At 62.3% G+C, this 21,184-nt stretch carries 25 protein-coding genes and 1 pseudogene; 7 read left to right on the top strand and 19 right to left on the bottom strand.

Annotation, left to right across the window (positions count from 1 at the left end):
* Nucleotides 1–149 precede the first annotated feature (149 nt).
* From ISP14_RS13750 to ISP14_RS13740, 3 genes are all read right to left on the bottom strand, one after another.
* Nucleotides 150–782, bottom strand: coding sequence for a glutathione S-transferase family protein (locus ISP14_RS13750; protein ID WP_404540903.1), 633 nt, complete (start codon nt 780–782; stop codon nt 150–152).
* A gap of 58 nt (nt 783–840) precedes the next feature.
* Nucleotides 841–1,278, bottom strand: a complete 438-nt coding sequence (locus tag ISP14_RS13745; RefSeq protein WP_404540899.1) for a DoxX family protein — start codon at nt 1,276–1,278, stop codon at nt 841–843.
* 95 nt (nt 1,279–1,373) lie between these two features.
* Entirely contained in the window at nt 1,374–2,129 is a 756-nt protein-coding gene (locus ISP14_RS13740) for an SDR family NAD(P)-dependent oxidoreductase (protein WP_404540897.1), read from the bottom strand.
* Nucleotides 2,130–2,222: 93 nt separating this feature from the next.
* Between ISP14_RS13740 and ISP14_RS13735 the strand changes: the two genes are divergently transcribed.
* Nucleotides 2,223–3,194, top strand: coding sequence for a LysR family transcriptional regulator (locus ISP14_RS13735; protein ID WP_404540896.1), 972 nt, complete (start codon nt 2,223–2,225; stop codon nt 3,192–3,194).
* A 355-nt stretch (nt 3,195–3,549) separates the two neighbouring features.
* A pseudogene (locus tag ISP14_RS13730) lies at nt 3,550–3,699 on the top strand (IS3 family transposase); the annotation flags it as partial.
* A 60-nt stretch (nt 3,700–3,759) separates the two neighbouring features.
* On the opposite strand, the gene ISP14_RS13725 reads toward ISP14_RS13730, so the two are convergent.
* A complete protein-coding gene (locus ISP14_RS13725) occupies nt 3,760–5,061 on the bottom strand; it encodes a hypothetical protein (RefSeq protein WP_404540894.1) in 1,302 nt (433 codons plus the stop codon).
* Nucleotides 5,062–5,247: 186 nt separating this feature from the next.
* Here ISP14_RS13725 and ISP14_RS13720 point away from each other — a divergent pair, with 186 nt between their 5' ends.
* Nucleotides 5,248–5,673: a winged helix-turn-helix transcriptional regulator gene (locus tag ISP14_RS13720; protein ID WP_404540892.1), complete on the top strand. Its 426-nt coding sequence runs from the start codon at nt 5,248–5,250 to the stop codon at nt 5,671–5,673.
* A gap of 313 nt (nt 5,674–5,986) precedes the next feature.
* On the opposite strand, the gene ISP14_RS13715 is transcribed toward ISP14_RS13720, so the two are convergent.
* The 8 genes from ISP14_RS13715 to ISP14_RS13680 all read right to left on the bottom strand — a co-directional run bounded on the left by ISP14_RS13715 (nt 5,987) and on the right by ISP14_RS13680 (nt 11,956).
* Complete coding sequence (locus ISP14_RS13715) at nt 5,987–6,871, bottom strand: alpha/beta fold hydrolase (protein WP_404540890.1); 885 nt, start codon at nt 6,869–6,871, stop codon at nt 5,987–5,989.
* Between the two features lie 90 nt (nt 6,872–6,961).
* A complete protein-coding gene (locus ISP14_RS13710; protein WP_404540889.1) occupies nt 6,962–7,462 on the bottom strand; it encodes an SRPBCC family protein in 501 nt (166 codons plus the stop codon).
* Entirely contained in the window at nt 7,440–7,838 is a 399-nt protein-coding gene (locus ISP14_RS13705; protein ID WP_404540886.1) for an ArsR/SmtB family transcription factor, read from the bottom strand. The genes ISP14_RS13710 and ISP14_RS13705 overlap by 23 nt, the downstream gene beginning before the upstream one ends.
* A gap of 168 nt (nt 7,839–8,006) precedes the next feature.
* On the bottom strand, nt 8,007–9,359 hold the full coding sequence (locus ISP14_RS13700) for an aminotransferase class V-fold PLP-dependent enzyme (protein WP_404540884.1): 1,353 nt from the start codon (nt 9,357–9,359) through the stop codon (nt 8,007–8,009).
* A 17-nt stretch (nt 9,360–9,376) separates the two neighbouring features.
* Complete coding sequence (locus tag ISP14_RS13695) at nt 9,377–9,988, bottom strand: rhodanese-like domain-containing protein (protein WP_404540882.1); 612 nt, start codon at nt 9,986–9,988, stop codon at nt 9,377–9,379.
* Nucleotides 9,958–10,497, bottom strand: a complete 540-nt coding sequence (locus ISP14_RS13690) for a YeeE/YedE thiosulfate transporter family protein (protein ID WP_404540880.1) — start codon at nt 10,495–10,497, stop codon at nt 9,958–9,960. Before ISP14_RS13690 ends, ISP14_RS13695 begins: the two co-directional genes overlap by 31 nt.
* A complete protein-coding gene (locus tag ISP14_RS13685) occupies nt 10,494–11,003 on the bottom strand; it encodes a YeeE/YedE thiosulfate transporter family protein (RefSeq protein ID WP_404540879.1) in 510 nt (169 codons plus the stop codon). Before ISP14_RS13685 ends, ISP14_RS13690 begins: the two co-directional genes overlap by 4 nt.
* A gap of 2 nt (nt 11,004–11,005) precedes the next feature.
* The gene (locus ISP14_RS13680) at nt 11,006–11,956 is read right to left on the bottom strand and encodes a sulfurtransferase (protein ID WP_404540878.1); all 951 of its coding nucleotides are present in this window, start codon (nt 11,954–11,956) and stop codon (nt 11,006–11,008) included.
* Nucleotides 11,957–12,028: 72 nt separating this feature from the next.
* Here ISP14_RS13680 and ISP14_RS13675 point away from each other — a divergent pair, with 72 nt between their 5' ends.
* Together ISP14_RS13675 and ISP14_RS13670 are read left to right on the top strand one after the other, a co-directional pair.
* Complete coding sequence (locus tag ISP14_RS13675; protein ID WP_404540876.1) at nt 12,029–13,282, top strand: sensor histidine kinase; 1,254 nt, start codon at nt 12,029–12,031, stop codon at nt 13,280–13,282.
* Entirely contained in the window at nt 13,279–14,031 is a 753-nt protein-coding gene (locus tag ISP14_RS13670) for a LytR/AlgR family response regulator transcription factor (protein ID WP_404540874.1), read from the top strand. The genes ISP14_RS13675 and ISP14_RS13670 overlap by 4 nt, the downstream gene beginning before the upstream one ends.
* A 36-nt stretch (nt 14,032–14,067) precedes the next feature.
* Here ISP14_RS13670 and ISP14_RS13665 read toward each other — a convergent pair whose 3' ends face one another.
* The 3 genes from ISP14_RS13665 to ISP14_RS13655 form a co-directional block, all read right to left on the bottom strand.
* On the bottom strand, nt 14,068–14,439 hold the full coding sequence (locus ISP14_RS13665) for a YciI family protein (protein ID WP_404540872.1): 372 nt from the start codon (nt 14,437–14,439) through the stop codon (nt 14,068–14,070).
* A gap of 209 nt (nt 14,440–14,648) precedes the next feature.
* A complete protein-coding gene (locus tag ISP14_RS13660; RefSeq protein ID WP_404540870.1) occupies nt 14,649–15,341 on the bottom strand; it encodes a hypothetical protein in 693 nt (230 codons plus the stop codon).
* Nucleotides 15,338–16,240 carry a DMT family transporter gene (locus ISP14_RS13655; RefSeq protein WP_404540868.1) on the bottom strand — a complete coding sequence of 301 codons (903 nt, stop codon included), beginning with the start codon at nt 16,238–16,240 and terminating at the stop codon, nt 15,338–15,340. The genes ISP14_RS13660 and ISP14_RS13655 overlap by 4 nt, the downstream gene beginning before the upstream one ends.
* A 106-nt stretch (nt 16,241–16,346) precedes the next feature.
* On the opposite strand from ISP14_RS13655, the gene ISP14_RS13650 reads away from it, so the two are divergent.
* Nucleotides 16,347–17,771: an aminotransferase-like domain-containing protein gene (locus ISP14_RS13650; protein WP_404540911.1), complete on the top strand. Its 1,425-nt coding sequence runs from the start codon at nt 16,347–16,349 to the stop codon at nt 17,769–17,771.
* Nucleotides 17,772–17,819: 48 nt separating this feature from the next.
* On the opposite strand, the gene ISP14_RS13645 is transcribed toward ISP14_RS13650, so the two are convergent.
* Nucleotides 17,820–18,347, bottom strand: a complete 528-nt coding sequence (locus tag ISP14_RS13645) for a PadR family transcriptional regulator (RefSeq protein WP_404540866.1) — start codon at nt 18,345–18,347, stop codon at nt 17,820–17,822.
* Between the two features lie 49 nt (nt 18,348–18,396).
* Between ISP14_RS13645 and ISP14_RS13640 the strand changes: the two genes are divergently transcribed.
* Nucleotides 18,397–19,704 (top strand): hypothetical protein, encoded by a 1,308-nt coding sequence (locus tag ISP14_RS13640; RefSeq protein ID WP_404540865.1) that lies wholly within the window; start codon nt 18,397–18,399, stop codon nt 19,702–19,704.
* Nucleotides 19,705–19,958: 254 nt separating this feature from the next.
* Here ISP14_RS13640 and ISP14_RS13635 read toward each other — a convergent pair whose 3' ends face one another.
* The 3 genes from ISP14_RS13635 to ISP14_RS13625 all read right to left on the bottom strand — a co-directional run bounded on the left by ISP14_RS13635 (nt 19,959) and on the right by ISP14_RS13625 (nt 21,144).
* Nucleotides 19,959–20,261: a hypothetical protein gene (locus ISP14_RS13635; protein WP_404540863.1), complete on the bottom strand. Its 303-nt coding sequence runs from the start codon at nt 20,259–20,261 to the stop codon at nt 19,959–19,961.
* A 59-nt stretch (nt 20,262–20,320) separates the two neighbouring features.
* Nucleotides 20,321–20,842, bottom strand: coding sequence for a hypothetical protein (locus ISP14_RS13630; protein ID WP_404540861.1), 522 nt, complete (start codon nt 20,840–20,842; stop codon nt 20,321–20,323).
* An 80-nt stretch (nt 20,843–20,922) separates the two neighbouring features.
* Entirely contained in the window at nt 20,923–21,144 is a 222-nt protein-coding gene (locus ISP14_RS13625; RefSeq protein WP_404540860.1) for a hypothetical protein, read from the bottom strand.
* Nucleotides 21,145–21,184: the final 40 nt, after the last annotated feature.

The following is a 21,184-nucleotide window of genomic DNA, read 5'->3' as shown; positions in this document are numbered from 1 at the left end:
GCGTACCGTCCTCGGCTTGCTTGAGCACGGCGATGATCTGGCTATCGCTGAATCGGGACTTCTTCATGGAACCTCCTCGGGAAAGATTACGAGAAAATTCCACTTTCAGCGTCTGCTAATTTACGGGGGGATTACCGATGGGCTCGTCGTTACTGGGCAAGCGCCACGGTCTTCTTGATGGCGGTAACGACGGCGGGTCGAGTCGACACTTCCTCGTACCAACGGGCGACGAACGGAAACTTGTCGAGAGACGCCCCGATCGCCTGATGGCGCCATATCCATCCGAAATGCGCGATGTCCGCGATGCTGAAGGCATCGCCAGCGACGTAAGGGTGGAGCTCCAGGTAGTGATTGAGCACACCGAGGACGCGATCGACCTCGCCGAGTGCGCGCGCTTTGGCCTCGGGATCCGGCGATGACTGCAATGTCAGATAGAAAGCCTGCAGAAAGGCGGGGCTGAGGCCGGAGGCGTGGAAGAAGAGTTGCTCGAAGACCTTCCCGCGCTGAATGCCCTCCTTCGGGAGCAGCTTGCCCGATTTCTCCGCGAGGTAGACCAGAATGGCGGCCGACTCGCCAAGCACGACATCTTGTGCGCCGGGTCCCGCATGGCGATCGATGAGAACCGGTACCTTCGCGTTGGGATTCAGGCCCCGGAAATCCTCGGTCTTCTGCTCGCCTTGTCGCAGATTGACCGGGATCAGTCGGTAGTCCAGCCCCATCTCTTCCAGTGCGATGGGCACCTTGAGACTGTTGGGGGTTGTGAAAGCGAGAACTTCCAACATGGCACTTTCCTTTTCGAGGACTCGCGGCCGGAGCGCCCGAGCGCTCCGGCCAGGGGTTTCAGGCGCGGCGGCCGTCGAGGCTCAAACGTCCGCCACCGAAGGCCATCACATTCAACAGACCGCCTGCGATGGCGACGTTCTTGAAGAAATGGATGAACTGGTTCTGGTCGGCGAGGTGGTTGTGGAAGAACGCCGCCGTCGCCAACGAGAAGACGAACAGAACGCCTGCGACGATGCGCGTGCGGTAACCGAGCACAAGCAGGATGCCGCCGACGATCTCCGTGAACGCGGCGAGCGCGAATGCCACCGCCGGCAGCGGCAAACCGACGGACTGGATGTAGCCGATCGTCATGGCGGGAGCAGCGATTTTCGAAAAGCCGGCAAGGAGGAAGAGCGTGCTGATCAGTACGCGGCCGATGGCCGGCACAACCGAGCTGAGCGCGCCCGATGCGGGCGACGAGGCGACGTTGGTGGCCGAGAAGACTTGAGCGTTCATGGGAGATTCCTCTGCGATTGAGTTGGGAAGGAGTTGCGGTTGCTTCGTGGGTGAATGACTGGCGTGGGTTCACGCCAGGCGCTTAGCAGCGATGGCTAGACCTGGGCCTGGCCACCGTCGACGAAGAGCTCGATACCGGCGATGTAGGCGGCGTCCGAGGACGCGAGAAAGACCGCGGCACCTGCGACATCCTCCGGATCGCCTACGCGGCCGAGCGGCACCGTGGTGGCCATGTAGTCGAGCAAGCCTTGTTGATCGGCAGGATTCGGACCCGCAAGATCAACGAGGCCAGGCGTCCTGATCGGGCCCGGGCTGATGACGTTGACGCGTATGCCGCGGGGCTTGAGGTCGAGCGTCCAGCTTCGGGCGAAGTTGCGTACGGCGGCCTTCGAGGCACCGTAGACGCTGAAGGCCGGCGTGCCCTTGATGCTGACGTTGGACGAAGTCAGGATCACCGCAGCACCATCGACGAGGAGCGGCAGCGCCTTCTGTACCGTGAAGAGCACGCCCTTCACGTTACGACCGAAGGTGTCGTCGTACTGCTCTTCGGTGATGGCCCCCAGGGGCAGCATCGAACCGCCACCCGCGTTGACGAACAGGACATCGATACGGCCCACCTCCTTCTTCACCCGCTCATAGAGGCGGTTGAGGTCGCCGAGACTGGAGGAATCCGCTTGGACGCCGGTGGCCTTCGGGCCAATCGCCGCGACGGCGGCATCCAGTTCCACCTGGCGACGGCCGGTCACGAATACCTGCGCGCCTTCGGCGGCGAATCGCTTGGCGGTGGCAAGGCCGATGCCCGTGGTGCCGCCAGTGACGACGGCTATTTTTCCTTCGAGTTTGCGAGCCATGGTGGGTCTCCGGTGGGTTGGCGGGACAAATCTATGGCGCCGTGCTAATTTTCTAAATAGAAATGAATGCAAATCATCGTTGCAGGATTGTCTATGTCGAAACTGCCGGATTTCGAAGGGCTGGCGATGTTCGGAAAGGTCGCCGAGGAAGGCTCGTTCGCCGCGGCCGCGACGGCCATGGGCGTCTCGGTGGCCACTGTTTCCCGGGCCGTCACTCGCCTTGAGGAGCGACTGGGCGGGCGGTTGTTCAACCGCACCTCACGGCGCCTTGCGCTGACGGACTATGGCCGCTCGCTCGCGGAGCGGGCGGCGAAAATCTATGTCGACGCCGAAGAGACGGAAGATTTCGCCCGCGAGACTTCGAGCAGGCCACGCGGCCTCATCAAGCTCGCCGTGCCCTTGTCGTTCGGAGCCCGCTGGGTCGCACCGCTGTTGCCGGAGTTCTTTCGAACCTATCCGGACATCGCGGTCGACCTCTATGCCGGCGATGCCCAGGTCGACCTGATCGGCGAGGGCTTCGATGCCGCCTTGCGCATTGCCGTCATGGAGGATTCGTCGCTCGTCGCCCGCCTCATTGCGCCGGTGCGCCGGTTCGTGGTGGCATCCCCCGGCTATCTGTCTCGCTATGGCCGCCCCCAACACCCGCACGATCTCGGCATTCATCAATGCCTGAGCTACGTCAACCGGAACCGGCACGATGTGTGGCGCTTTACCCACACCAAGAGCGGCGAGGAATGCACCGTTTCACCCACCGGCATGTTGCGGGCGACAAGCGTGGAAGCCTTGCTGCCCTCCGTCCTCGCGGGGCTCGCCATCACCGAAATACCCGAGTTCATCGCAGCGCAGTACTTCCGGGACAAGCAGCTTGAGCCCGTCCTGGCCGATTGGCGCCTGCCCGAAGGCGGCCTGTACTTCGTGACACCGACGGCTCGCGCACGACCGGCAAAGGTGAGCGCACTGGCCGATTTCTTTATCTCCAAGCTCGCTGCAGCGGAATGGAAGGCAGACAGCATCGCGGCGCCGAAGCCGCCGAGCCGACGGAAGCGACACAAGGGTGCTTCGTAGTCGCGCAAAGTCGAAGGCCCAATGACCAGGTCAGCTCATCTCCAGCACAAGGTTCGACCTTCACGCTTTTCATAGCGACGGCGAGCCACGGAAAGCAATTCGCAATGAGCCAATTTGCGCACAGGCCAGAAGCAAGGTGGAAGTCGTTGGGGAACGGCCCTGCGGTCACCGTGGGGGAGGTGCTGGCCTGTGCGCAAATTGGCCCTGCGGCATGCGAGCGAGGCCTATTCGTTGGCTGCTGGCTGCGGACCATCGGGTTGTTGGCGTCCGACGGTCCCTGACAAGGAGGCGCCTCATTTCTGGACGCGAATCGTTAAAGAACGCGGCACAGTTCCAACACCATCGCGAATCGCGGAAAACTCCGAAAGCGGTGGAACTGGCCACGTTGACCTGAGTGAACTGGTTCAACCATCGAAGGCTGCTGGTGCCGATCGGGTATGTCCCGCCTGCCGAAGCCGAAGCGGCCTACCATCCGCACCACACCATGCTGCCTATCTCGGCGTGACTCACACCAAGCAGCCTACGAGATTCCCGAAGTGGTTCAATTACGCTTCGAGAGCGATCGCTAACGCACGAGATGGCCGCCAGGTCCGGATTTCTTCAAAAGTCGTTTGACAGCGTCCGCTCCGGGAAAATTGGATTCCAGGCACATAGGTGCGGCCTCTGCAATCGATTCACCCCTGCTTTGCTTCACAGGGGTTGCTAGAAAGGCGTGCATCTCGCCCTGATGCGGCCCACTGCATACGATTGCCATGCCTCCGATCTGTCCGCGGCTGTTGATCTTGGCGGCGAAGGTCGCGAATAGGCTGGAACTGGCAGGGAGCAGCGTGTTGAGGTCGGTCATCACGCCGTTCTGCCAGATGAAAGCATGAGACCAGTAGAAGTTGGAGTCCCACTCCCCTCCCACGACCTGGCCCCTGTCGTTGTTGCCGAAAGCTATGCCCGCCGCATCTCCCGGCAGCAGTCCGAGCACGGCGGTGAGTTTGGCGGTGCCTGTGCCTTTGACAATCTGCCAAATCGCGCCGGTCTGGGTCGATCCGTCAGCGCTACCGACTGTTCCAACAATTTGGCCCCGGTTGTTGATGTTCTCACCGAAGCCGCCGGTTCCGAGGTCAGGAAGCGCAGACGCACTGCGGTTCTCCCACACTATGCCGTGAATGGGGCCGCTACAGTTTCCCGAGTAGCCGACGGCCTGACCAAGATCGTTGATCCAGAATGCGAACCCATCTGGGTCTTTATCCACCGTAGGAAGCGCGTGAGCCCTTCCGTTTTCCCACAACACCGGCAGTTGAACCCGGTTATTCATAGTGCCTGGTTGGCATGAAGAGTCCACGGCACCGTTTTCTGCCATGCCAACGATTTGTCCACGATTATTGACCGCGCTCGCCTCCCCGTTATTTCCGCCGAGTGTCGGGAGGGCGATCATCTGGAACGGCTGCCAAAGAAACGGAAGACACGTCAGATGGGTACCGAATCCGCAGATGTCTTCGCCGTTCGGGTCTGGGACAGCCGTTTCGGAATCACCGACTACCTGCCCGAGGTCGTTGATCTCGCCAAAATTCATCCAACTGTTCGGTCCCCCGAGCGTTCCGAGATCGGCATAGTGTCCGTCGATGTTTATCAGCGCGCGTCCGTTCAAAGGTATCCCGGATAACGAATCGCCCTGCCCCGGTAGAAAGTTGCCAGCCATGATCTCCGACCAGCCCTCATTGTTGACGGACATGATCATCGAATAATTGTCATTCTTCGGAACGCCTAGATCGGTCACTTGGTAGCTCACCTGAGCGAAGGCATCGCCAAAGCAAGTCAGAGCACACACCGTCGCGCAAGGTATCCAGAGGTGGCGCAGCCACTTGAACATGTTCATGTTTTTGCCTCCCACGTGGTTTCAGTCCCATTCCCCAGGTTCCTGACAACGCAGCCTCCCACGCGAGCGCCTGCTGGACGGAGCTCGCATTGGGACAGGCAATTTCATATCACAACCGGTTGCGATATGCAACTAGTCGTGTTGTCGTAGAATGGCGCCGGGATATCCATTCGAGTTGGAAGCAGCGTGCGCACGAGTCATAGATCCGAATGCGTCATCAACCAAACGCTCGAAGTGCTTGGCGATCAATGGACTTTGCTCGTCATTCGCGACATCGTTTTCGTTGATCGAAGGCACTTCCGCGAACTCTTGACCAAATCTTTGGAGGGTATCGCATCGAATATCCTCGCCGACCGACTTCGAAAACTTGTCCAGCAAGGGATCATTACCAAATCCGATGACCCGACTCATAAACAGAAAGCGATTTATAGCCTTACGGAGAAAGGCATCGCGCTGGTCCCTCTACTGCTGGAAATGGCTGCATGGGGAGACGAGTATTTGCCCACGTCCAAGTTGCAGGGTCTGGCTCGCACCTTGAAAGAAGGTGGGCCTGAACTGCGCGCAGAATTTATGAATGAACTTCGGAAAGCACATCTTCCGGCGTCAGGATGAGCTGCTGAGCAACTGTCGGCCCCACAGACACCGAATTCAGTCGCGGTGATGAGCCGGAAGTGGTCAATGGAAGGGCCGGCGCCTTGCGCCGGCCCTTCGCACCATTTCTCTTCTACGACTTCATCGGGGCGGGGCGTACCACCTACAACTCGCAGCCTCAGACGAAGTTCAATCGGCCAGGGACGCGAACACCGAGTGGAACGCCGGGCAATCCACGGCATGGCATGACCCGCAGGACAGCCCTTTCGCGCCAGCACAGGGTTTGGCTACCCCTCTGCCGATCAAGCTAGCTCCATGAGCGCTTCACAGGCCCCTAACCCACCGCCTTCGATGCCGTTCGGAGGAAGCGTTCCACGACCTCCGACAACATCGGCTCAACGGCGAGCGTGTAGTGCGTGGTGCCCGGCAAGATGGCGAGCTCGTTTGCGGACCGCAGGGAGCCATCGATTCCGGCATCGCGCTGGCCGCCTCCCAACGCCTTCCAGAACTCGACCATATGTTCGGGCCGGATGGCGTCGGCGTCGGCAAAGACCAGCAGTGTGCGCACCCGAAGCTTGGCGACATCGGCGCTACGGTCGAAGGGGCGTTTGGTCAGGTCGCCGACCTTCCTGAAGAGGTTGGTCCAATCGACATCGGGATAGGCCTTCCCTAACGGCGATGCCTTGACCCCAGGACCGAACGTGACAGCGTTGGCCTCCAGCTGTTTGAAGGCGGTCACCACCTCCGGATAAAAGCCGTCCTGCCTCATCGCCGCCGACACAAGCACGAGCCGGTCGACCGCATCCGGATGACGGATAGCCGTCTGCAGCGCGACGCTGGATCCCAGCGAGTAGCCCATCACGTCGGCCTTGCTGAGGTTCAGATGGCCGATCAGAGCGGCAATGTCATCGCCCATCGTTTCACTGCGCAGTGGCCTGTCCGTGTCTGGCGTGCGCCCATGTGCCTGGAGATGGACAGCGATCACCTGCCGGCTCTTGGCCAGTTCGGCCAGATTGCCCCCGAAGCAGTCTGGGTCGATGCCACCGTGGAGAAGAATGAGTGGCTTGCCGACGCCATGCACGCGGTAAAAGAGATGCTGGCCATTGACGTCAGCGAAATGCTCGTTCGGCATGGTGAGCGCCTTCTTGGCTAGAGCGGGACGGACCGCAGTCAGCACTGCGGCCGCTATGGCAGTCTTCAGGAAATCGCGTCTGAGCATACCGTCCTCACGTAGCGCCGAACTGGCCAGCGCAGTGCCGATCGTGTGTTTCGCCGCCGCCCCTTCGCTACGCCGACGGCCTCGGTGTCGTCACGATCTGTCCGCGAGCAATTCATCCAGCTGCGCGAACTGCTCGGGCAAGCCTTCCGCCGAACCGGCGAGGGCTTCGTCTAGGGCCTCTGTCGTGGGATAGCGTTCGTGGAAGATGACCAGCGTCTTGCCGGCATTTTCCTCGAACGTCACCGTGGTCACCGCGCCCTGGCCGCTTTCTTCGTTCGACCAAACGATGCGCTTATGCGGCGTTACTTCTTTGTACGTGCCAAAGAATGTCATCGGTTGATCGAAGTCCGGATGGCTAAACACGAGGCGATACATACCTCCGGTGCGAATATCCATGTCGCAGGAAACCAGCGTCATGCCCACCGACTTCGGAACCCACCAGAGCTTGAACAATTCGGGTTTGCTCCACGCTTCGAAGACGATGTGCGCTGGGGCATCGAACGTTCGCTTCACGACAAGTTCGTGGTCGGACTTGCGTTCAACGACGGTGCGGTTCATGGCGGCCGGACTACTTTCTTTTGCGTTGTGCATCTGCCCTCTCCTTGCTTTTCAATTGCTCGACAAGCTCGTCCAGCGCGTCGAAGCGCGCGTTCCAGAGTTGGCGGTGCCGCTCGATCCAGGCGGCCTCTTCTTCCAGCCGGCGCAACCCGAGCCTGCAGGTTCGTACGCGCCCGACCTTCTCCGTGATCACCAGCCCCGCTTGCTCCAGGACACTGACATGTTTCTTCATGCCCGTGAGGGTCATGTGAAACCTTTGGGCAAGGTCGGAGATCGAGGCATCTGAACCCCCGAGCTGCTCCAGTACGCCGCGTCGGGTGACATCGGAGAGCGCGGCGAACGTTGCGTCGAGGCGGGCTTGAAAGTGAACCATATGGTTCACTGTAAGCCGCGCATGGATGATTTGCAAGCGGAGACCCTAGGGGCGCAAATCGCACGCAGTTCCTCTGCCGATCCGAGCCGAAACTACGCATGTCGGGGGTGGATAAAGCGCCAGCCGGTGGCTCTGTCCGACGGACTTGTGGCAGCCAGATCAAGACGCTGGATGACTTCTCAGGGTCGAAAACAGGCGCCGGACCTATTCACCACACGCCGCGATCAATGCCACGGCACGCTCGATGTCCTCGCGCGTGGTGGGCGCGCCGACGGATAAACGTAGTGCCCCTACGGTGGCGGCAGCTCCAGCGCAATGCCGGAACGCTTCCATACTGAAGTTGCCTTCGAGTTTGTCGAAGCAGTGCTCCACGCCTATGGCGTCGAATCCGAATGCTTTTTCGGCCGCTCCGGGATTGCAGAAGCAGCCACCCCGAATGGCGACGCCATGCTCCCGCGCCAGCCGCTCCACATGTTCATAGGGCAACACGCAGCCGTCGTCCTGCAGCACATTGAACGCAACGATGCCGCCCCGCCGTTCCACGTTATGAGGACCATACAGACGTACTAGCGGAGCACCGTTACGGTGCCGCAGCGCCGTTGCCATGCCCAGGAAATGCCGCACGTGGGATTGAAGGTGGGCGCGCAGGCAGGAGCGCGGCATACGGGCGAGAAAGGCGAATCCAGACTCGATGGCGGCGAGGTCGAGAAAATTGGGGGTTCCGTCCTCGAATCCCTCGTGGCCCGGCTTGAGCGCATGCCGCCCGTGTGCCACGGACACGAACTCCACCGTTCCGCCCGAAAACCAAGGTCGCTGGAGATGGCGCAGGGCCGACCTTTTCGCTATCAATGCGCCGACACCGGTCGGCAGGCCGAATAGCTTGTAGAACGAACACACGACGAAGTCTGCGGAATGCTCCCTCAGGCTGAGTGCGCCGGATGGGCCGGCGGCGGCCGCATCGACCAGGACATCGCATCCGAGTGCCTGCGCCTCTTCGACCAACGACAGATCGTGGAGCACCCCGGAAAAATTGGACTGCTGCGGGAATGCGAACAAGCCCCCGCCCTGTCGATCGACGCAGGCACGCAGGTTCGCAGATCCGCGATCGAGCCGGAGTTCCGTGTCCAGCGGCAACACGCTGATGGGCGCCTGTGCGCGCCGGGCGAACTCCCGCATGCCGTTGACGGAATTGTGGTTGTCGGCCGCGAGAATCAGACCGCGGCGCAACGAAAATCGATAGCTTTCGGCGACGAGCTTGATGGCTGCCGTGGCGTTGGCGGTAAAGCAGACATCGTAGATGTCCGGATCGGCATCGAAGAAGGCGAGCGTCGCGGCACGGGCGGCCGCCTGCGCGGCGGCGCTGTTGCGGGAGGCCATATGCTCCGAGTGGGGATTGCCGAAAATCCCGTGTGCCAGCCGATCACCATGCGCGCGCGCCTGCGAAGCGCCATACAGACCGCTCGCTGCGTAATCGAGGTAGGCGATGCCGGCGATATCCAGGCGCGCGAATTCGCTGGCGCGGAGGGCGGCAAAGTCGAACGCATCGCCCGCATCCATGGGCTCCGTGGCACGCGTTAGCATCCGCGCCTCCGCGAGCGTTGTCCGGTCTGCGCCACACTCGCAACGTCGCCGCCCTGCTCTACCCCGATCCGGGGAGTGCCGCCGAAGTAATGGCTCAATGCCGCGATCTGTGCACGCTCGGCGGGCGAGGCGTTTGCCGGCAGCAGCGGGCTCATGACCTCGTCGCGCCAGTCGGCAAGGCCACCCGGCACGAATACCGCCTGGGTCACGCCGAGCGAGCGCAGCATGACCCATGCCTGGCCCGCATGCGCCCCTTCCTGCGAGTAAAGAACGATGGTCTGGTCAGGCGCAAAGTGCGACTTCGCCAGCTGATCGACCGGCACGTTCTCTGCCGTCGGGATCGCGTCGTCGCGGAACTCGGCCGGCGAACGCACGTCGATGACGCGGAGTCCGGGCCGGCGATCGCGTATCCACTCCGCGAGCTGGCGCGCACTGACGTGGTCGGAGCCGTCGTCGATCGCCCGGGCGATCGAATCCAGATCCAGGCCTCGCGACGGGGTGCGGAAGAGACTTCCTGCGAAAGGCGCCCCGAGGCCCAATGCAAGTGCGCTGATGCCCAGCTGCCGTACGAATTTCATGGTCTTGTCTCCCGCTTCGCAATCCATGCCAACGTCGAAACGGCGACCACCGTGACCAGCGCGACCATGACGCCGTAAGGCAGCCCCGTGAGACGTTGGAGTGTCAATGGGCCGTACGGCGTCGAGCGGTAGAAAGCTTCGATCGCAGGGAAGGCCAGGCCGACCAGCAGCACGCCCGCGAACAACCCCAGCATCGTCGCGACGCCTTCGATGCGACCGCTGGCCAGCGCCACACAGGAGGTGCCGGGACACAGGCCGCTCAGCACGAAGCCGAGCCCAAAGACCAGGCCGCCGATAAGTTGCGGAAGCAGGTACGTTTCGGGCACGTAGAACGCACCGGCATCGAACCAGCCCAGCTGGCCGCCCCAGAAGGCACCCAGCATCGCGGTCAGCATCGCACTCAGCATCACCTTGAGTACGGTGAAATCCCGCAGGTAGAACTGGCCGGCGAGCTTCGGCGGATCGCCCAGGCCGGCGGATTCGAGTGCCCAGCCGAACGCCACGCCGATGCCGCCCGCGATCAGCAGATCGTTCATGGCCAGAGCCTGCGCATAAGCGGCGCAGCGACGAAGCCGGCGAGGAACAGTGCCGCCATGAAGATCCACGCACCGACACTCAACATCGCACCACCACTCAATGCGAGGCCGCTGGTGCATCCTCTCGCCAACGCTGCCCCGATGCCCATCAACGTGCCGCCGGCGACGCAGGCGGACAACTTGCCGGCGGACGGGCGGGCGGCGTGGACGGACCTCAGCCGCATCCGCCCTGCCAGAGCCGCCGACGCGGCGGCCCCGACCAGCACACCGATGATTTCGACGACGATCCAGGCAGTCCATGGCGACCCGTCCTGGAGGTAGCTGTGGAAGTAGGCGCTATGCGCCGCCGTTCCCGGCGAGACGGTGCCGACGACACCGCTCGCCACGCTCGCGAAGGCACCGGAGGCTCCCAGCCCCTGCCCGGTCAGCGCGAAGCAGGCAAGCAGCACCAGGCCCAGGCATACGCCCGTCAGATGGGGTTCGGCATAAGGACGGAGCGGGCGCATCGTCAGCGCTCGACCGGCAGATCGCGCATCGTCCAGTCTTCGAATGAGCCGTCGTACAGCACCGCATCGATACCCGCGGCACGCGCTGCGAACAGCACCGCCGTTCCCTGCTGGCCGATGTGGCAATAGGCAATCACCCGGTCGCCCGGCTTCACGCCGGCTTTGCGGAACAAGGCCAGCAGCTCGGCCGGCGTCTTCAAGGTGAGATCGTCGTTGGTGATGTCGGTGAACGGCAGGTTGTGCGCGCCGGGAATGTGGCCGTGGCGGAGATGCCCATCCGCACCACTCTCCTCGACACCGTCGTAGTACACCGCGGCACGCGCGTCGATAAGCACATAATCCGGCTGCCGGACGTGCGCTTGCACAAACGCGGCATCGACGACGGTTGGCTGAAGGCTGAAGGGCTTCAGCGTTCCCTGCGGCGCGGCTGCGGTGCTCTTATCCGTCAGCGGGCGGCCTTCGCGGCGCCACTTCGGCATGCCGCCGTCGAGCAGATCGGCGTGCGTTCCCAGCCCGGCCGATTGCAGCGTGAACCACACCCGCGTCGCCTGGGAGACTTGGTCGTTTCCGAAGTACACCACGACGCGGGAGCCATCGGAGATACCCAGGCCTTGCAGTCGCTGGCGCAATTCCGGCGCTGTCGGCAATTCCAGCGAAAGCTTCCCCGATGTGGCGGCGACGTCTTCAAGATGGACGAAGCGCGCGCTGGGGATGTGCGCAGCCTTGTCCTGCGACGCTTCGCCGACTTGCAGCAGCACGAGGTTCGAGTCGTGCAGGTGACTGGCCAGCCATGCCGTGGACACCCACGGTTCGGTTTGCGTGGCGTCCTGCGCGGCGGTTTTTGCATGCGCGCAGTACGGCAGGGCCGCTGATCCGACAAGGATCGCAAACGTCATGGCAGCCTTCGCCAGAATGTTGATCTGCATGGTTCCTCCCGAGGTCGTGTGTGCCACTGGTATAGGGCACGCAGAAGCGCAGCGGGATGGGCATGCGACGGAACCGGTCAGTCATGCGATGAAACGGCCATGGCGCCGATGGTTCGTGTGCGTGCCACCGCACGCTTTGCTAACGTGTCACGCATGGATTTCCCCAACGACGACTTGCATGCCCGACTGCCGCAAAGCGTGCTGTCGGACCTGGGTGGCTGGACGCTCTACCAGAGCTTCCGCACCTTCACCTGGCCCTGGCTGCTGCGCCGCGGAACCTTGTTGTGGCCGCTGGCGATCCTCGCCGGTTGCACGTATGCCATCTGGCATACGTCAGGCACGGGTGCCTGGGGTGATTGGCCCGGGCTGGCACTGCGGGCTTGCATCGCATCGCTGATCGTGGTGTCGGCCGGCCCCCTGCTTGCCACGTTGATCCGGTATCGGCGTTTTCCGGTCATCGTGGAGCGCGTGCTGGTGGTTCTGGCGATCCTGCTGGGGCTCTGGCTCGGGGCCATCGCCCTGAACTGGGTGGGGGCTTATCACGCCTATCTCATGCAGGCCTTTTCCGGGCATCACATGCGAACCAGCTGGTTCGGCCTGGCCGTTTCGAATTTTCTCGGCTCCACCGTCAATGCATCCGTGTTTGCCCTGGTACTCGCCGGCGGAGGTTACGCAACCATCTACTATCTCGGCGAGCAGCGCCGCATCGCCCAGTTCGCAGCCGCTCGCCAGATCGAAAACCTGCGCGAGGAACGGAACGCGGCCGACATGCGGCTGGCCCTTCTGCAGGCGCAGGTCGAGCCGCATTTCCTCTTTAATACGCTGGCGTCGGTACGCTCACTGATCGCCAGCGAACCCGGGCGCGCGGCGACAACCATCGACGCGCTTGCGGCGTATCTGCGCATCGCGTTGCCGCGCATCCGCACGACGGGCATCGAAGAAGCCACGCTCGGTCGCCAGATCGATCTTTGCCTGGGCTATCTTGAGATCATGAAGGTGCGTACGGCCGGCCGCGTCAAAGTTCACGTCGATGCGAGCGACGAGGTCCGGGCCCTGCCCTTCCCCCCATTGATCCTGCTGACGCTGGTGGAGAACGCGATGACCCACGGCATCGAGCCGAAACCCGGCCCTGGCGTGATCGGGATCATCGCGAGCACCGCGGATGGACTGCTGAGCGTGCGCATCGAGGACGATGGCCAGGGATTGCAGCCCGGCACCACGCCCGGTCTGGGTCTCTCGAATGTTCGCGCCCAGCTCCACGATCGTTTCGGAACGCGTGCGCGCTTCGAGATCGCCTCGCGTACCGGCGGTGGGGTGAGCGCCTGCATCCATGTTCCGTTGGCGTTCCCATGACCACGCCCATCACGGCCCTTATCGCCGAAGACGAAGAACCGCAGCGAACAGAGCTGCGCGGCATGTTGGCGCGGCTGTGGCCGGAGCTGGTCGTCGTCGCCGAATGCGACGATGGCATCAGCGCGCTCGATGCGTGGGCATCGAAGAAACCGGACATCGCCTTTCTCGACATCCGCATGCCGGGACTGGGCGGCCTCGAGGTGGCACGGCAGGCCGCAAGTCCCGCCCAGGTCGTCTTCATCACCGCGCATGACGAATTCGCGGTGAAGGCCTTCGATGCCGGCGCCATCGACTACCTGCTGAAACCGATCCGCACCGATCGCCTCACCGAAACGGTGGCGCGCCTGCGCAATCGTCAGCCTGCAACGCAGGTCGATCTGACGGCATTGATCGACAGCCTCGCCGGCCGCTTGAAACCCGTGGAGACGATCAGCTGGATTACCGCCAGCATCGGTGACACCCTCCGCATGATCCACATCGGCGACGTGATTCTTTTCCAGTCCGAGGAAAAGTACACCCGTGTCACCACCGCCACCGACTGCGCATACATCCGCACGCCGCTGAAGGACTTGACGTCCAAGCTCGATCCTGAAGTCTTCTGGCGGGTTCACCGCAATGCCATCGTTCGCGTGTCGGCGATCCGGCAGGTCAAGCCGGATGGGGATGGCCGCTTGCTGGTATGGCTGCACGGGATTGCCGAGCCGCTTCGCGTGAGCGACGCGTTCCGCCATCGCTTTCGCGCCATGTAGGGACGCCAGGCATTCCTGCGGCGAGCACCCCAGCCTTCATCGGGCCAGGTAGAAATCCATGGGGACAAGCTCGACGGCCCATCCGCATTCTTCGCCCAGCATGGCGGCCGGGTGCATGGAGGCGAGGCGCAGCGCCTCGTCATGGCTGTCCGCCTCGATGATAAACAGGCCACCCACCACTTCCTTCGACTCGGTGTAAGGCCCATCGCTGACGTGCGTCTTGCCGCCACGCGGGCGAAGCGTCCGCCAGCGGTCCAGATCGCCCAGCGACGCGGAAACCAGAACCTTGCCGGTAGCGCGCATCTTCTCGTCCAACGCCGGACATTGGCTCACCAATGCCTTGACGTCGTCTGGCGCCATCGCGGCGAATTTTTCAGGGGTGAAATAGGCCAGGCCGAGATATTTCATGGAAGATCCTTAGGGGCGGGGATGCACTGACGACGAAGCTGGGCACCAGAAATCGACAATGCCCCGGGGGAGCTTGCAGCAGGCCTCGGTCGACCTGGCCGATTCTGGCCGAAAACAGACGCCCGCCCTACCCCGACAACCCACCCTGATCGCTTTGCCTTGATCCAGCAGCCGTCCCCGCTGCCAGATCAGTCCATGCTCAATGAGGCTTAGTGAGCACTCGCAAAGACCAGGCACGCGTCCGGTTTGCCGGAAGCCTCCACCCATACGTGGGTGGTGCTGCGAACGAACTGCTTCGGGACGCCGATGTCTTCGTTTCGCAAGAACGGCGCATACACCATCACGTGAGGTGGATACAGCACCGTCGCCTTCCCCGTTTTCGGGTCCAGCCGCACGAAGTCGCGGGAGAGCATATAGGCGATACCGGGCTTTGCAGGTGGCTGCAGCCGTCCGGCGTGATATTCGGCGTCGATCATGCGATCGGCATCCGGGCCGGCCGTGCCGCTCGCCATGATTCGCGCGCGTTCGAGGCTTGCCTGGAGCGTGGTGCGCGAACCTTCGGCGTCATAACAGACCGGCGCGGTCACGTGAGTATCGCGTTCGACGAGGCAGTTGAACCCGTTGTGGCTGGCTCGGACCAGGACGAATCCGGAACGCTCCAGCACATAGACACCGGCGTCCGCTTGCAACTCCTGCGGTGCTGCGCTGAGTGCCATGGTGATTTCCTGGTTCCGGTCGAGCTGCGGAATATCCATGGGTAACCTGTCCGCCATCGCGTTCGTTGCGGACAGCAACAGCGACAGGGTGGTGGCGAAGCCAAGCGTGCGATGCATCATCAGATAGCTCTCTTTCAGCGTTGATATTTGAAAGCGCGCGAATGGGCGCGGCCACGATCCGGTCATGTCGCTTTCCAGGCGAAGCCAGGCCGCCACTTGAGGTTCACGCCCAGCGTGCCCAGCACGATCAACAGGACACCCGTCACCTGGACCACTGCAAGGCGATGCCCGTACAGCAGGTAATCCAGCAGCAGCGCCACCAGCGGATAGATGAACGACACCACGGCGATGGTCGCCACCGGCAGGCGCGGGTAAGTGGAATAGAACAGCACGTATACGATGCCGCTATGGATCACCCCAAGGCCCAGCAACCACACCCAGTGAAGTCCCAGGTGGAACACGCTGCTGCTGCTGAATCCGGCGAGCATGGCAACGCCGACCCAGCACTGGATCATGACCAGCGCGAACGGTCGCTCCTTGCCGACTTGGCGCGACATCAGTAGCGATGCACCACATAACAGCGCTGCCAGGAATGCCAACCCGACACCGATGAGATAGGACGATCCGGCACCGCGGAGCAAGTGGACAGGATCGCTGGTGCAGACCACGCCAACGAAGGCGAGCGCGGTCCACGCCAGCTCGGCCGGCGGCGTACGTTCGCCCTGCACCAGCGCGGCCAGGACCAGCATCACGAACGGGTAGCACTGATAGATCAATGTGGCGACACCGATCGACGAGCGCGCCATGCCGCCGAAGAATGCCACCCAGTTGAGTACCAGCAGCACCCCGCTCAGCACCGCGCCACGGAGTAGCGCGCGCTCGCGCCACAGTCCCCGCAAATAGCCCTTGGCCAGCCCCCAGCCGAGCAAGAACAAGCCGCCAAACAGGCAGCGGTAGAACACAGCAGTAACCGCGTCCTGGTGGCTTTCATGCACGAACACGCCCACCGAGCCGATCAGGCACTCGGCGAGCACCAGTTGCAGGACGACGCTGCGCGTTTCGTTGGACCGGGATGAGGGAACCATGGTCGGCTGGGTCTTCCGGGGCGATGAAAAGCAGCGTACGGCCTTCGATGCGACAGATACAGATTCAGATAGAATAGAAATAGACAAGTACAGATGGGGTATCCGCATGCTTCTCTATGAACGCGTTGCGGCGGCTCTACGCACGCAAATCGCACGAGGCACGCTGCGGGCAGGCGAGCGCCTGCCGTCGATCCGGCACCTGGCGCAGGGGCACGGTGTCGGTGTCGCCACGGCGGTCCAGGCCTATCTGCAACTGGAACGCGAAGGCGTGGTTGTTGCCCGGCCGCGCTCGGGGTATTTCGTTCGCGCATCGACGACGCCGCTGCCGGCAGCGCGGCCCGCAAGGAACCGCGCACCGGGCGAAATCAAGAACCCTGCGCTGCTAGACGCCACGGAAGTAGGTGCGCACGGTGCCTTGCTGCCGCTGCACAGTGCGACGCCGGCCTTCGAACTGCTGCCGCAAGGCGCGCTTATTGCATCGGTGTCGCGCTGCCTGCGCCGTGCGCCCGCGGCGGCGTTCGATTACGCACCGGCCCAAGGCCACCTGGCGTTGCGACGCCTGATCGCCCAGCGTTATGCCCAGGTAGGTGCGCCGGTATCGCCCGAGGAAATCGTGATCACCGCCGGCGCGATGGAAGCCATCAACCTGGCGTTGCGCGTGACGACTTCTCCGGGCGACGTGGTGCTGGTGGAAACGCCGACTTACCACGGCATTCTTCAGACGGTCGCCGCATTGCATCTGAAGGTGCTGGAAATTCCCAACCTGCCGGGTCGCGGCATCGATGTAGCGCGCCTGAACCCTCTGTTGCAGCAGAACAAGGTGCGCGCGGCCGTTCTGGTGCCGAACTTCAACAACCCATTGGGCAGCCTGACCAGCGACGCCGACAAGCAAGCCTTGGTGCGCAGCTGCGCCCGGCACGGCGTCATCCTCATCGAGGACGATATTTATGGCGAGTTGGCCTGGTCCGGACAGCGCCCGTCACTGCTTCGCCGGTGGGACACCCAGGGCATCGTGATCAGCTGCGGCTCGTTTTCCAAGATGCTGGCGCCAGGTCTGCGCGTCGGCTGGCTGGCAGGTAACCCATGGACAGATGCTTTGGTGCGCGCCAAGTTCTTTTCCACCATGGGAGGCACCAGCCTTACCCAGCTGGCCATGGCGGATTATCTGCAGCGCCACGATCTGGAGCGGCATCTTCGCCGCCTTCGCCGGACGCTGGCAGATAACGGGCAGCGCCTGTTGGAGGCGATCGCGCGCTACTGGCCCGCCGATACGCGCGTATGCGAGCCACAAGGAGGCATGTCGCTGTGGGTGCAGCTGCCCGAGCGCAGCGACAGCCGTGCGTTGTTCGAGGCGGCCTTGTCGAAGGGGATCCGCATCTCGCCTGGCGTGTTGTTTTCCAGCCGTGGCGACTACGTCGATTACGTGAGGCTCAGTTGCGGCCTGTTGTGGGATCAGCGACTGGACCGGGCCATGAAGGAATTGGGCACCTTGGTGGCCAGGCTCGGCGGATCGAAGGTCAAGGCTCCCTAGCACGCCGCGTCGAGTGCCGTAGATTGTTTGGTTGGCACCCATGCCCCATTAGACGACGCCCTGCTGCTTCCACAACCGAACCTGGGCAAGCCGGGTCAGCTGCACATGAAGCGACAAGTTGATCCGGACGGCTTCCACGGAATCAACCGAGGCCAGGCATGCCTCCAGCTCGGCCACGCTGCGCTGCAGTTCGCGTTCCAGATCGAGCAACAACAACCGTTGCTCGCTCCGGGGCAACTTGGCCCACAGGCTTGCGCGCATGCGAAAAGGATCGACGCCGACGCTGATGGCAGCACCGGCATCCATCGCCCACTTCGTCAGGATTGCCCTGCCCGAGCGGGTGAGAGACAGCGTGCGGGCCTTGCGCCCTCCCATCGGTTCCGAGCTCAGGATCAACCCGTCCTTGCTGAGCCTGGCGACGGCTGGGTAAACCGCGCCCGCGCTTCCTTTCCATTCAAGTGACAGCGAGGCCGCAAAGGAACTGCGGACCTGAAACGCGGTTTGCGGCCCGAAGTGCTCGATCTCCGCGAGGATCGCGGCTTCCAGATTGGTCAGGTTGCGCTCGACTTTAGCCATGGGTAGACTCCGCTCGTCAATAGTCCGAATCGTATCATTGGAGGAAACGATGCGCACGCTACAAACCTCGGCAAGCCTGGCGCTTGCGTTGACCGTCTTTGCAGTTTCCGCAACACAGGCTCCCGCTGCCCAGCGCCAAACCGCGGATCAGCTGGATCAGAAAACGCTGGTGGCCGCGTATAAGCAATCGATAGCAGAGGCGCGCGCAGGCCGCTATTTGGCGGCATCGTTCGGCCTGCTGGACCAGCTGCACCTCACCGAGGCGTCGCAGATCCCTGACGCGGACGTCTTCGATCAGTGGGCACAGGTCATGTCATGCATGACCAATCGCCCCTCCATCAACCCGGCCGCGGGTGTGGACTTCAACGTCCCACCGTCCCAGCTGACCGATTTGCGGGACGCCACGGCCGTTCCCGCGATCGAAGAAATCGTCAGACGGGCCAGACACACGCGGATTGTCATCCTCGACGAGAACCATCTGGATCCGCGCGGCCGCGCTTTTGCGCTCGACGTGGCCCGCGCGTTGCGTCCCCTGGGTTACTCAGTATTGGCGATCGAAGCCTTGAGAGGCGTTGCCGACGATGGCGAGGCGCGGGCGAGAATGGCTTCGCTTGCAGCCGACAAGCATGCACGGCCCTCGACCGGGTACTACTTCGACGACCCCGTATTCGCCGATTTTCTCCGCCAGTCGCTGGCCCTGGGCTACCAGCCGGTGAATTACGAGACAACGCGAACCAACTACTCCGCCGATCCCAAAGTGGCGCAAGGGCAACGGGAGAAGGATCAGGCGGATGCGCTGATGCGGCGCACAGTGACTTCGTTTCCGAAGGCAAAGATCCTGATCTACGTGGGCGAACACCACGCGGCAGAACGACCGATCGCCATCGAAGGCGGCCACGTGCGCATGATGGCGGATTACTTGAAGGAAGCTTCTGGAATCGACCCGCTCACCATCGACCAGGCCGGCCTCTCTGCGCTGCCGATGAACAGGCCGAATGTCGACCTTTATGCTGTCGCTGCCCCAAAGGCGCCCCGGCAGTCGATGGTGCTGTTACTTCACGGCAAGCCACTTACCGTAGGTTTGCTGGCAGGGTCCGTCGATCTCCAGGTCGTCCACCCACCCGTCGTGCTGGATCATGGACGGCCCACCTGGCTGCGTAGCCTGGGGCGGACGCCAAGCCCCGTTCCGCAAAAGTTGCTGCCGGCCACCGGCACCCGTCTGGTTCAGGCATTCCTGGCCGCCGATGGGGACGACACCATTCCCATCGACCAGGTGCTGGTCACTGCAGGCAAGCCCGCCCCCTGGCTCATGTTGCCGCACGCAGCCATCCGATATGCCGTTCAGGACAGACCGTAGTCGCGTGCTGCGCTGCTGCTCGATTCGAATCGAAAGCGGGCATCTCAGATTGGTGTCACGACATCGTGCAAGCCAAGACGCCGCTTTCCAGGTCCGGCGGTTGCTCTTTCTCGTACGCGGCCTCGAGTGCGAGCGCTGCTAATGGCTGAACAGCGTTCCGGCACGGTCTGAACAATCCGCTGGTATCGATCACCTTGGTGCTGCTGCCCAAAGCCGGCGAATCCGAAAGGTCCGCTGCGGGTCGGAAGCGGACCTTAGCGTTTCACCTTAATGGTAGGCGGTTTGCCGTCGAGAAGGATGTCGGCATCCCGAAAACCTTCTGGAATTGCTTCAGCGGCGAGGACTTCCTTGGCGCAGTTCAGCCAAGCCGGAAACACGGCTCCGTCCATCGGCTCTTTGACACCGCTTTCGGTATCCCAAAGCGACATATCACTAAGTATGGCGCCGACCTTACCGGGCTTGCCCCTCCATTCGTACTGGAGGCTCAGGTAGGCATGCATGACGAGGAACACCTGCCTCAGCGTCACCTCGGTTTCCATGGAAATGTCGCGAGACATACCGCCAATCTCCTCGCGCTCCAAATCTGCACACGTCCGCTATGGGTCGAAAGCGGACCTTAACCATCCCAACTTTCGCGGAACCAATCCAAAAACGGTTGGGCCACGTTTTGATCAAGCTCCAGCACAGCCTCGGCCACCAGAGTCTGGCCCTTCGCAGCGGCAATGGCTGCCAATGCACACTGCATGAATCCATCATCCTCCCAGGAACGCCGGCTGGCTTCGGCTACCAGGAATGGCAGCCGCGCTAGCGCTGATTCATAGGCCTGCACCAGTTCGGTGGGGACTTCCATCCTCCGACGGACACGGCAGCACTCCACCCATGCAGGAAATTGAAAGTAGGTGGCATCCGCCTTAACGGGATCGCGAGCGAGGGCTTCGACGATGTGCGGGACGGCTGCGAAGGACGCTGAATAGACATCCCCCTGATGAGCCAAAGCACTCCACAACGAAAACCAAGGTTCGGCATCTTCTTTCGCTGCCGGGAGGTGCTCCAGTTGAAGAAGAAGTGCAGAGATGTCCGCAGCTTCCCCGAAGGCATGCGTCAGTTCGTTCCAATGCGGATCGTCCAGGCTAAGCATTCCTATTCCTATTTCATCCTCTGATCGCATCACCTGATCGTCACCCTATTATGTCCGCTCTAGGTTGTGACTTCATCCGATCAACGCAACCCGGCGGGCTTGAGCTCAGGGTGCCGTGCGTAAAGAGGATTCATGACCTCTAGGAGCATCTCGCCCAAGACCTTTGCGGCCGCCAAACGATATCGCTTGAACTCATCCTCAGGGCAATTTTCCATGACAAGTACGATCGAGTCATTCAGTTTTTCAGAGTACTCAATCATCAGACCGCTGACCGCTTTCGCGACGTCATCGTTTCCTATCATCCGGCTTTCCTTTTTTGGGTTGTTTGATGTGTCCGCTATG

The sequence above is a fragment of the Dyella agri genome, assembly GCF_044904705.1.
GTDB lineage: Bacteria > Pseudomonadota > Gammaproteobacteria > Xanthomonadales > Rhodanobacteraceae > Rhodanobacter_A > Rhodanobacter_A agri.
The sequence above is the reverse complement of the archived record's forward strand: the minus strand, read 5'-3'. Positions and strand labels throughout refer to the sequence as shown.

Bases quoted from the DNA above. Each gene is read 5' to 3' on its own strand.
- ISP14_RS13750 (WP_404540903.1), bottom strand. From the start codon at position 782: ATGTTGGAAGTTCTCGCTTTCACAACCCCCAACAGTCTCAAGGTGCCC.
- ISP14_RS13745 (WP_404540899.1), bottom strand. From the start codon at position 1,278: ATGAACGCTCAAGTCTTCTCGGCCACCAACGTCGCCTCGTCGCCCGCA.
- ISP14_RS13740 (WP_404540897.1), bottom strand. From the start codon at position 2,129: ATGGCTCGCAAACTCGAAGGAAAAATAGCCGTCGTCACTGGCGGCACC.
- ISP14_RS13735 (WP_404540896.1), top strand. From the start codon at position 2,223: ATGTCGAAACTGCCGGATTTCGAAGGGCTGGCGATGTTCGGAAAGGTC.
- ISP14_RS13725 (WP_404540894.1), bottom strand. From the start codon at position 5,061: ATGAACATGTTCAAGTGGCTGCGCCACCTCTGGATACCTTGCGCGACG.
- ISP14_RS13715 (WP_404540890.1), bottom strand. From the start codon at position 6,871: ATGCTCAGACGCGATTTCCTGAAGACTGCCATAGCGGCCGCAGTGCTG.
- ISP14_RS13710 (WP_404540889.1), bottom strand. From the start codon at position 7,462: ATGCACAACGCAAAAGAAAGTAGTCCGGCCGCCATGAACCGCACCGTC.
- ISP14_RS13700 (WP_404540884.1), bottom strand. From the start codon at position 9,359: ATGGATGCGGGCGATGCGTTCGACTTTGCCGCCCTCCGCGCCAGCGAA.
- ISP14_RS13695 (WP_404540882.1), bottom strand. From the start codon at position 9,988: ATGGATTGCGAAGCGGGAGACAAGACCATGAAATTCGTACGGCAGCTG.
- ISP14_RS13690 (WP_404540880.1), bottom strand. From the start codon at position 10,497: ATGAACGATCTGCTGATCGCGGGCGGCATCGGCGTGGCGTTCGGCTGG.
- ISP14_RS13685 (WP_404540879.1), bottom strand. From the start codon at position 11,003: ATGCGCCCGCTCCGTCCTTATGCCGAACCCCATCTGACGGGCGTATGC.
- ISP14_RS13675 (WP_404540876.1), top strand. From the start codon at position 12,029: ATGGCGCCGATGGTTCGTGTGCGTGCCACCGCACGCTTTGCTAACGTG.
- ISP14_RS13670 (WP_404540874.1), top strand. From the start codon at position 13,279: ATGACCACGCCCATCACGGCCCTTATCGCCGAAGACGAAGAACCGCAG.
- ISP14_RS13665 (WP_404540872.1), bottom strand. From the start codon at position 14,439: ATGAAATATCTCGGCCTGGCCTATTTCACCCCTGAAAAATTCGCCGCG.
- ISP14_RS13660 (WP_404540870.1), bottom strand. From the start codon at position 15,341: ATGACCGGATCGTGGCCGCGCCCATTCGCGCGCTTTCAAATATCAACG.
- ISP14_RS13655 (WP_404540868.1), bottom strand. From the start codon at position 16,240: ATGGTTCCCTCATCCCGGTCCAACGAAACGCGCAGCGTCGTCCTGCAA.
- ISP14_RS13650 (WP_404540911.1), top strand. From the start codon at position 16,347: ATGCTTCTCTATGAACGCGTTGCGGCGGCTCTACGCACGCAAATCGCA.
- ISP14_RS13645 (WP_404540866.1), bottom strand. From the start codon at position 18,347: ATGGCTAAAGTCGAGCGCAACCTGACCAATCTGGAAGCCGCGATCCTC.
- ISP14_RS13640 (WP_404540865.1), top strand. From the start codon at position 18,397: ATGCGCACGCTACAAACCTCGGCAAGCCTGGCGCTTGCGTTGACCGTC.
- ISP14_RS13635 (WP_404540863.1), bottom strand. From the start codon at position 20,261: ATGTCTCGCGACATTTCCATGGAAACCGAGGTGACGCTGAGGCAGGTG.
- ISP14_RS13630 (WP_404540861.1), bottom strand. From the start codon at position 20,842: ATGCTTAGCCTGGACGATCCGCATTGGAACGAACTGACGCATGCCTTC.
- ISP14_RS13625 (WP_404540860.1), bottom strand. From the start codon at position 21,144: ATGATAGGAAACGATGACGTCGCGAAAGCGGTCAGCGGTCTGATGATT.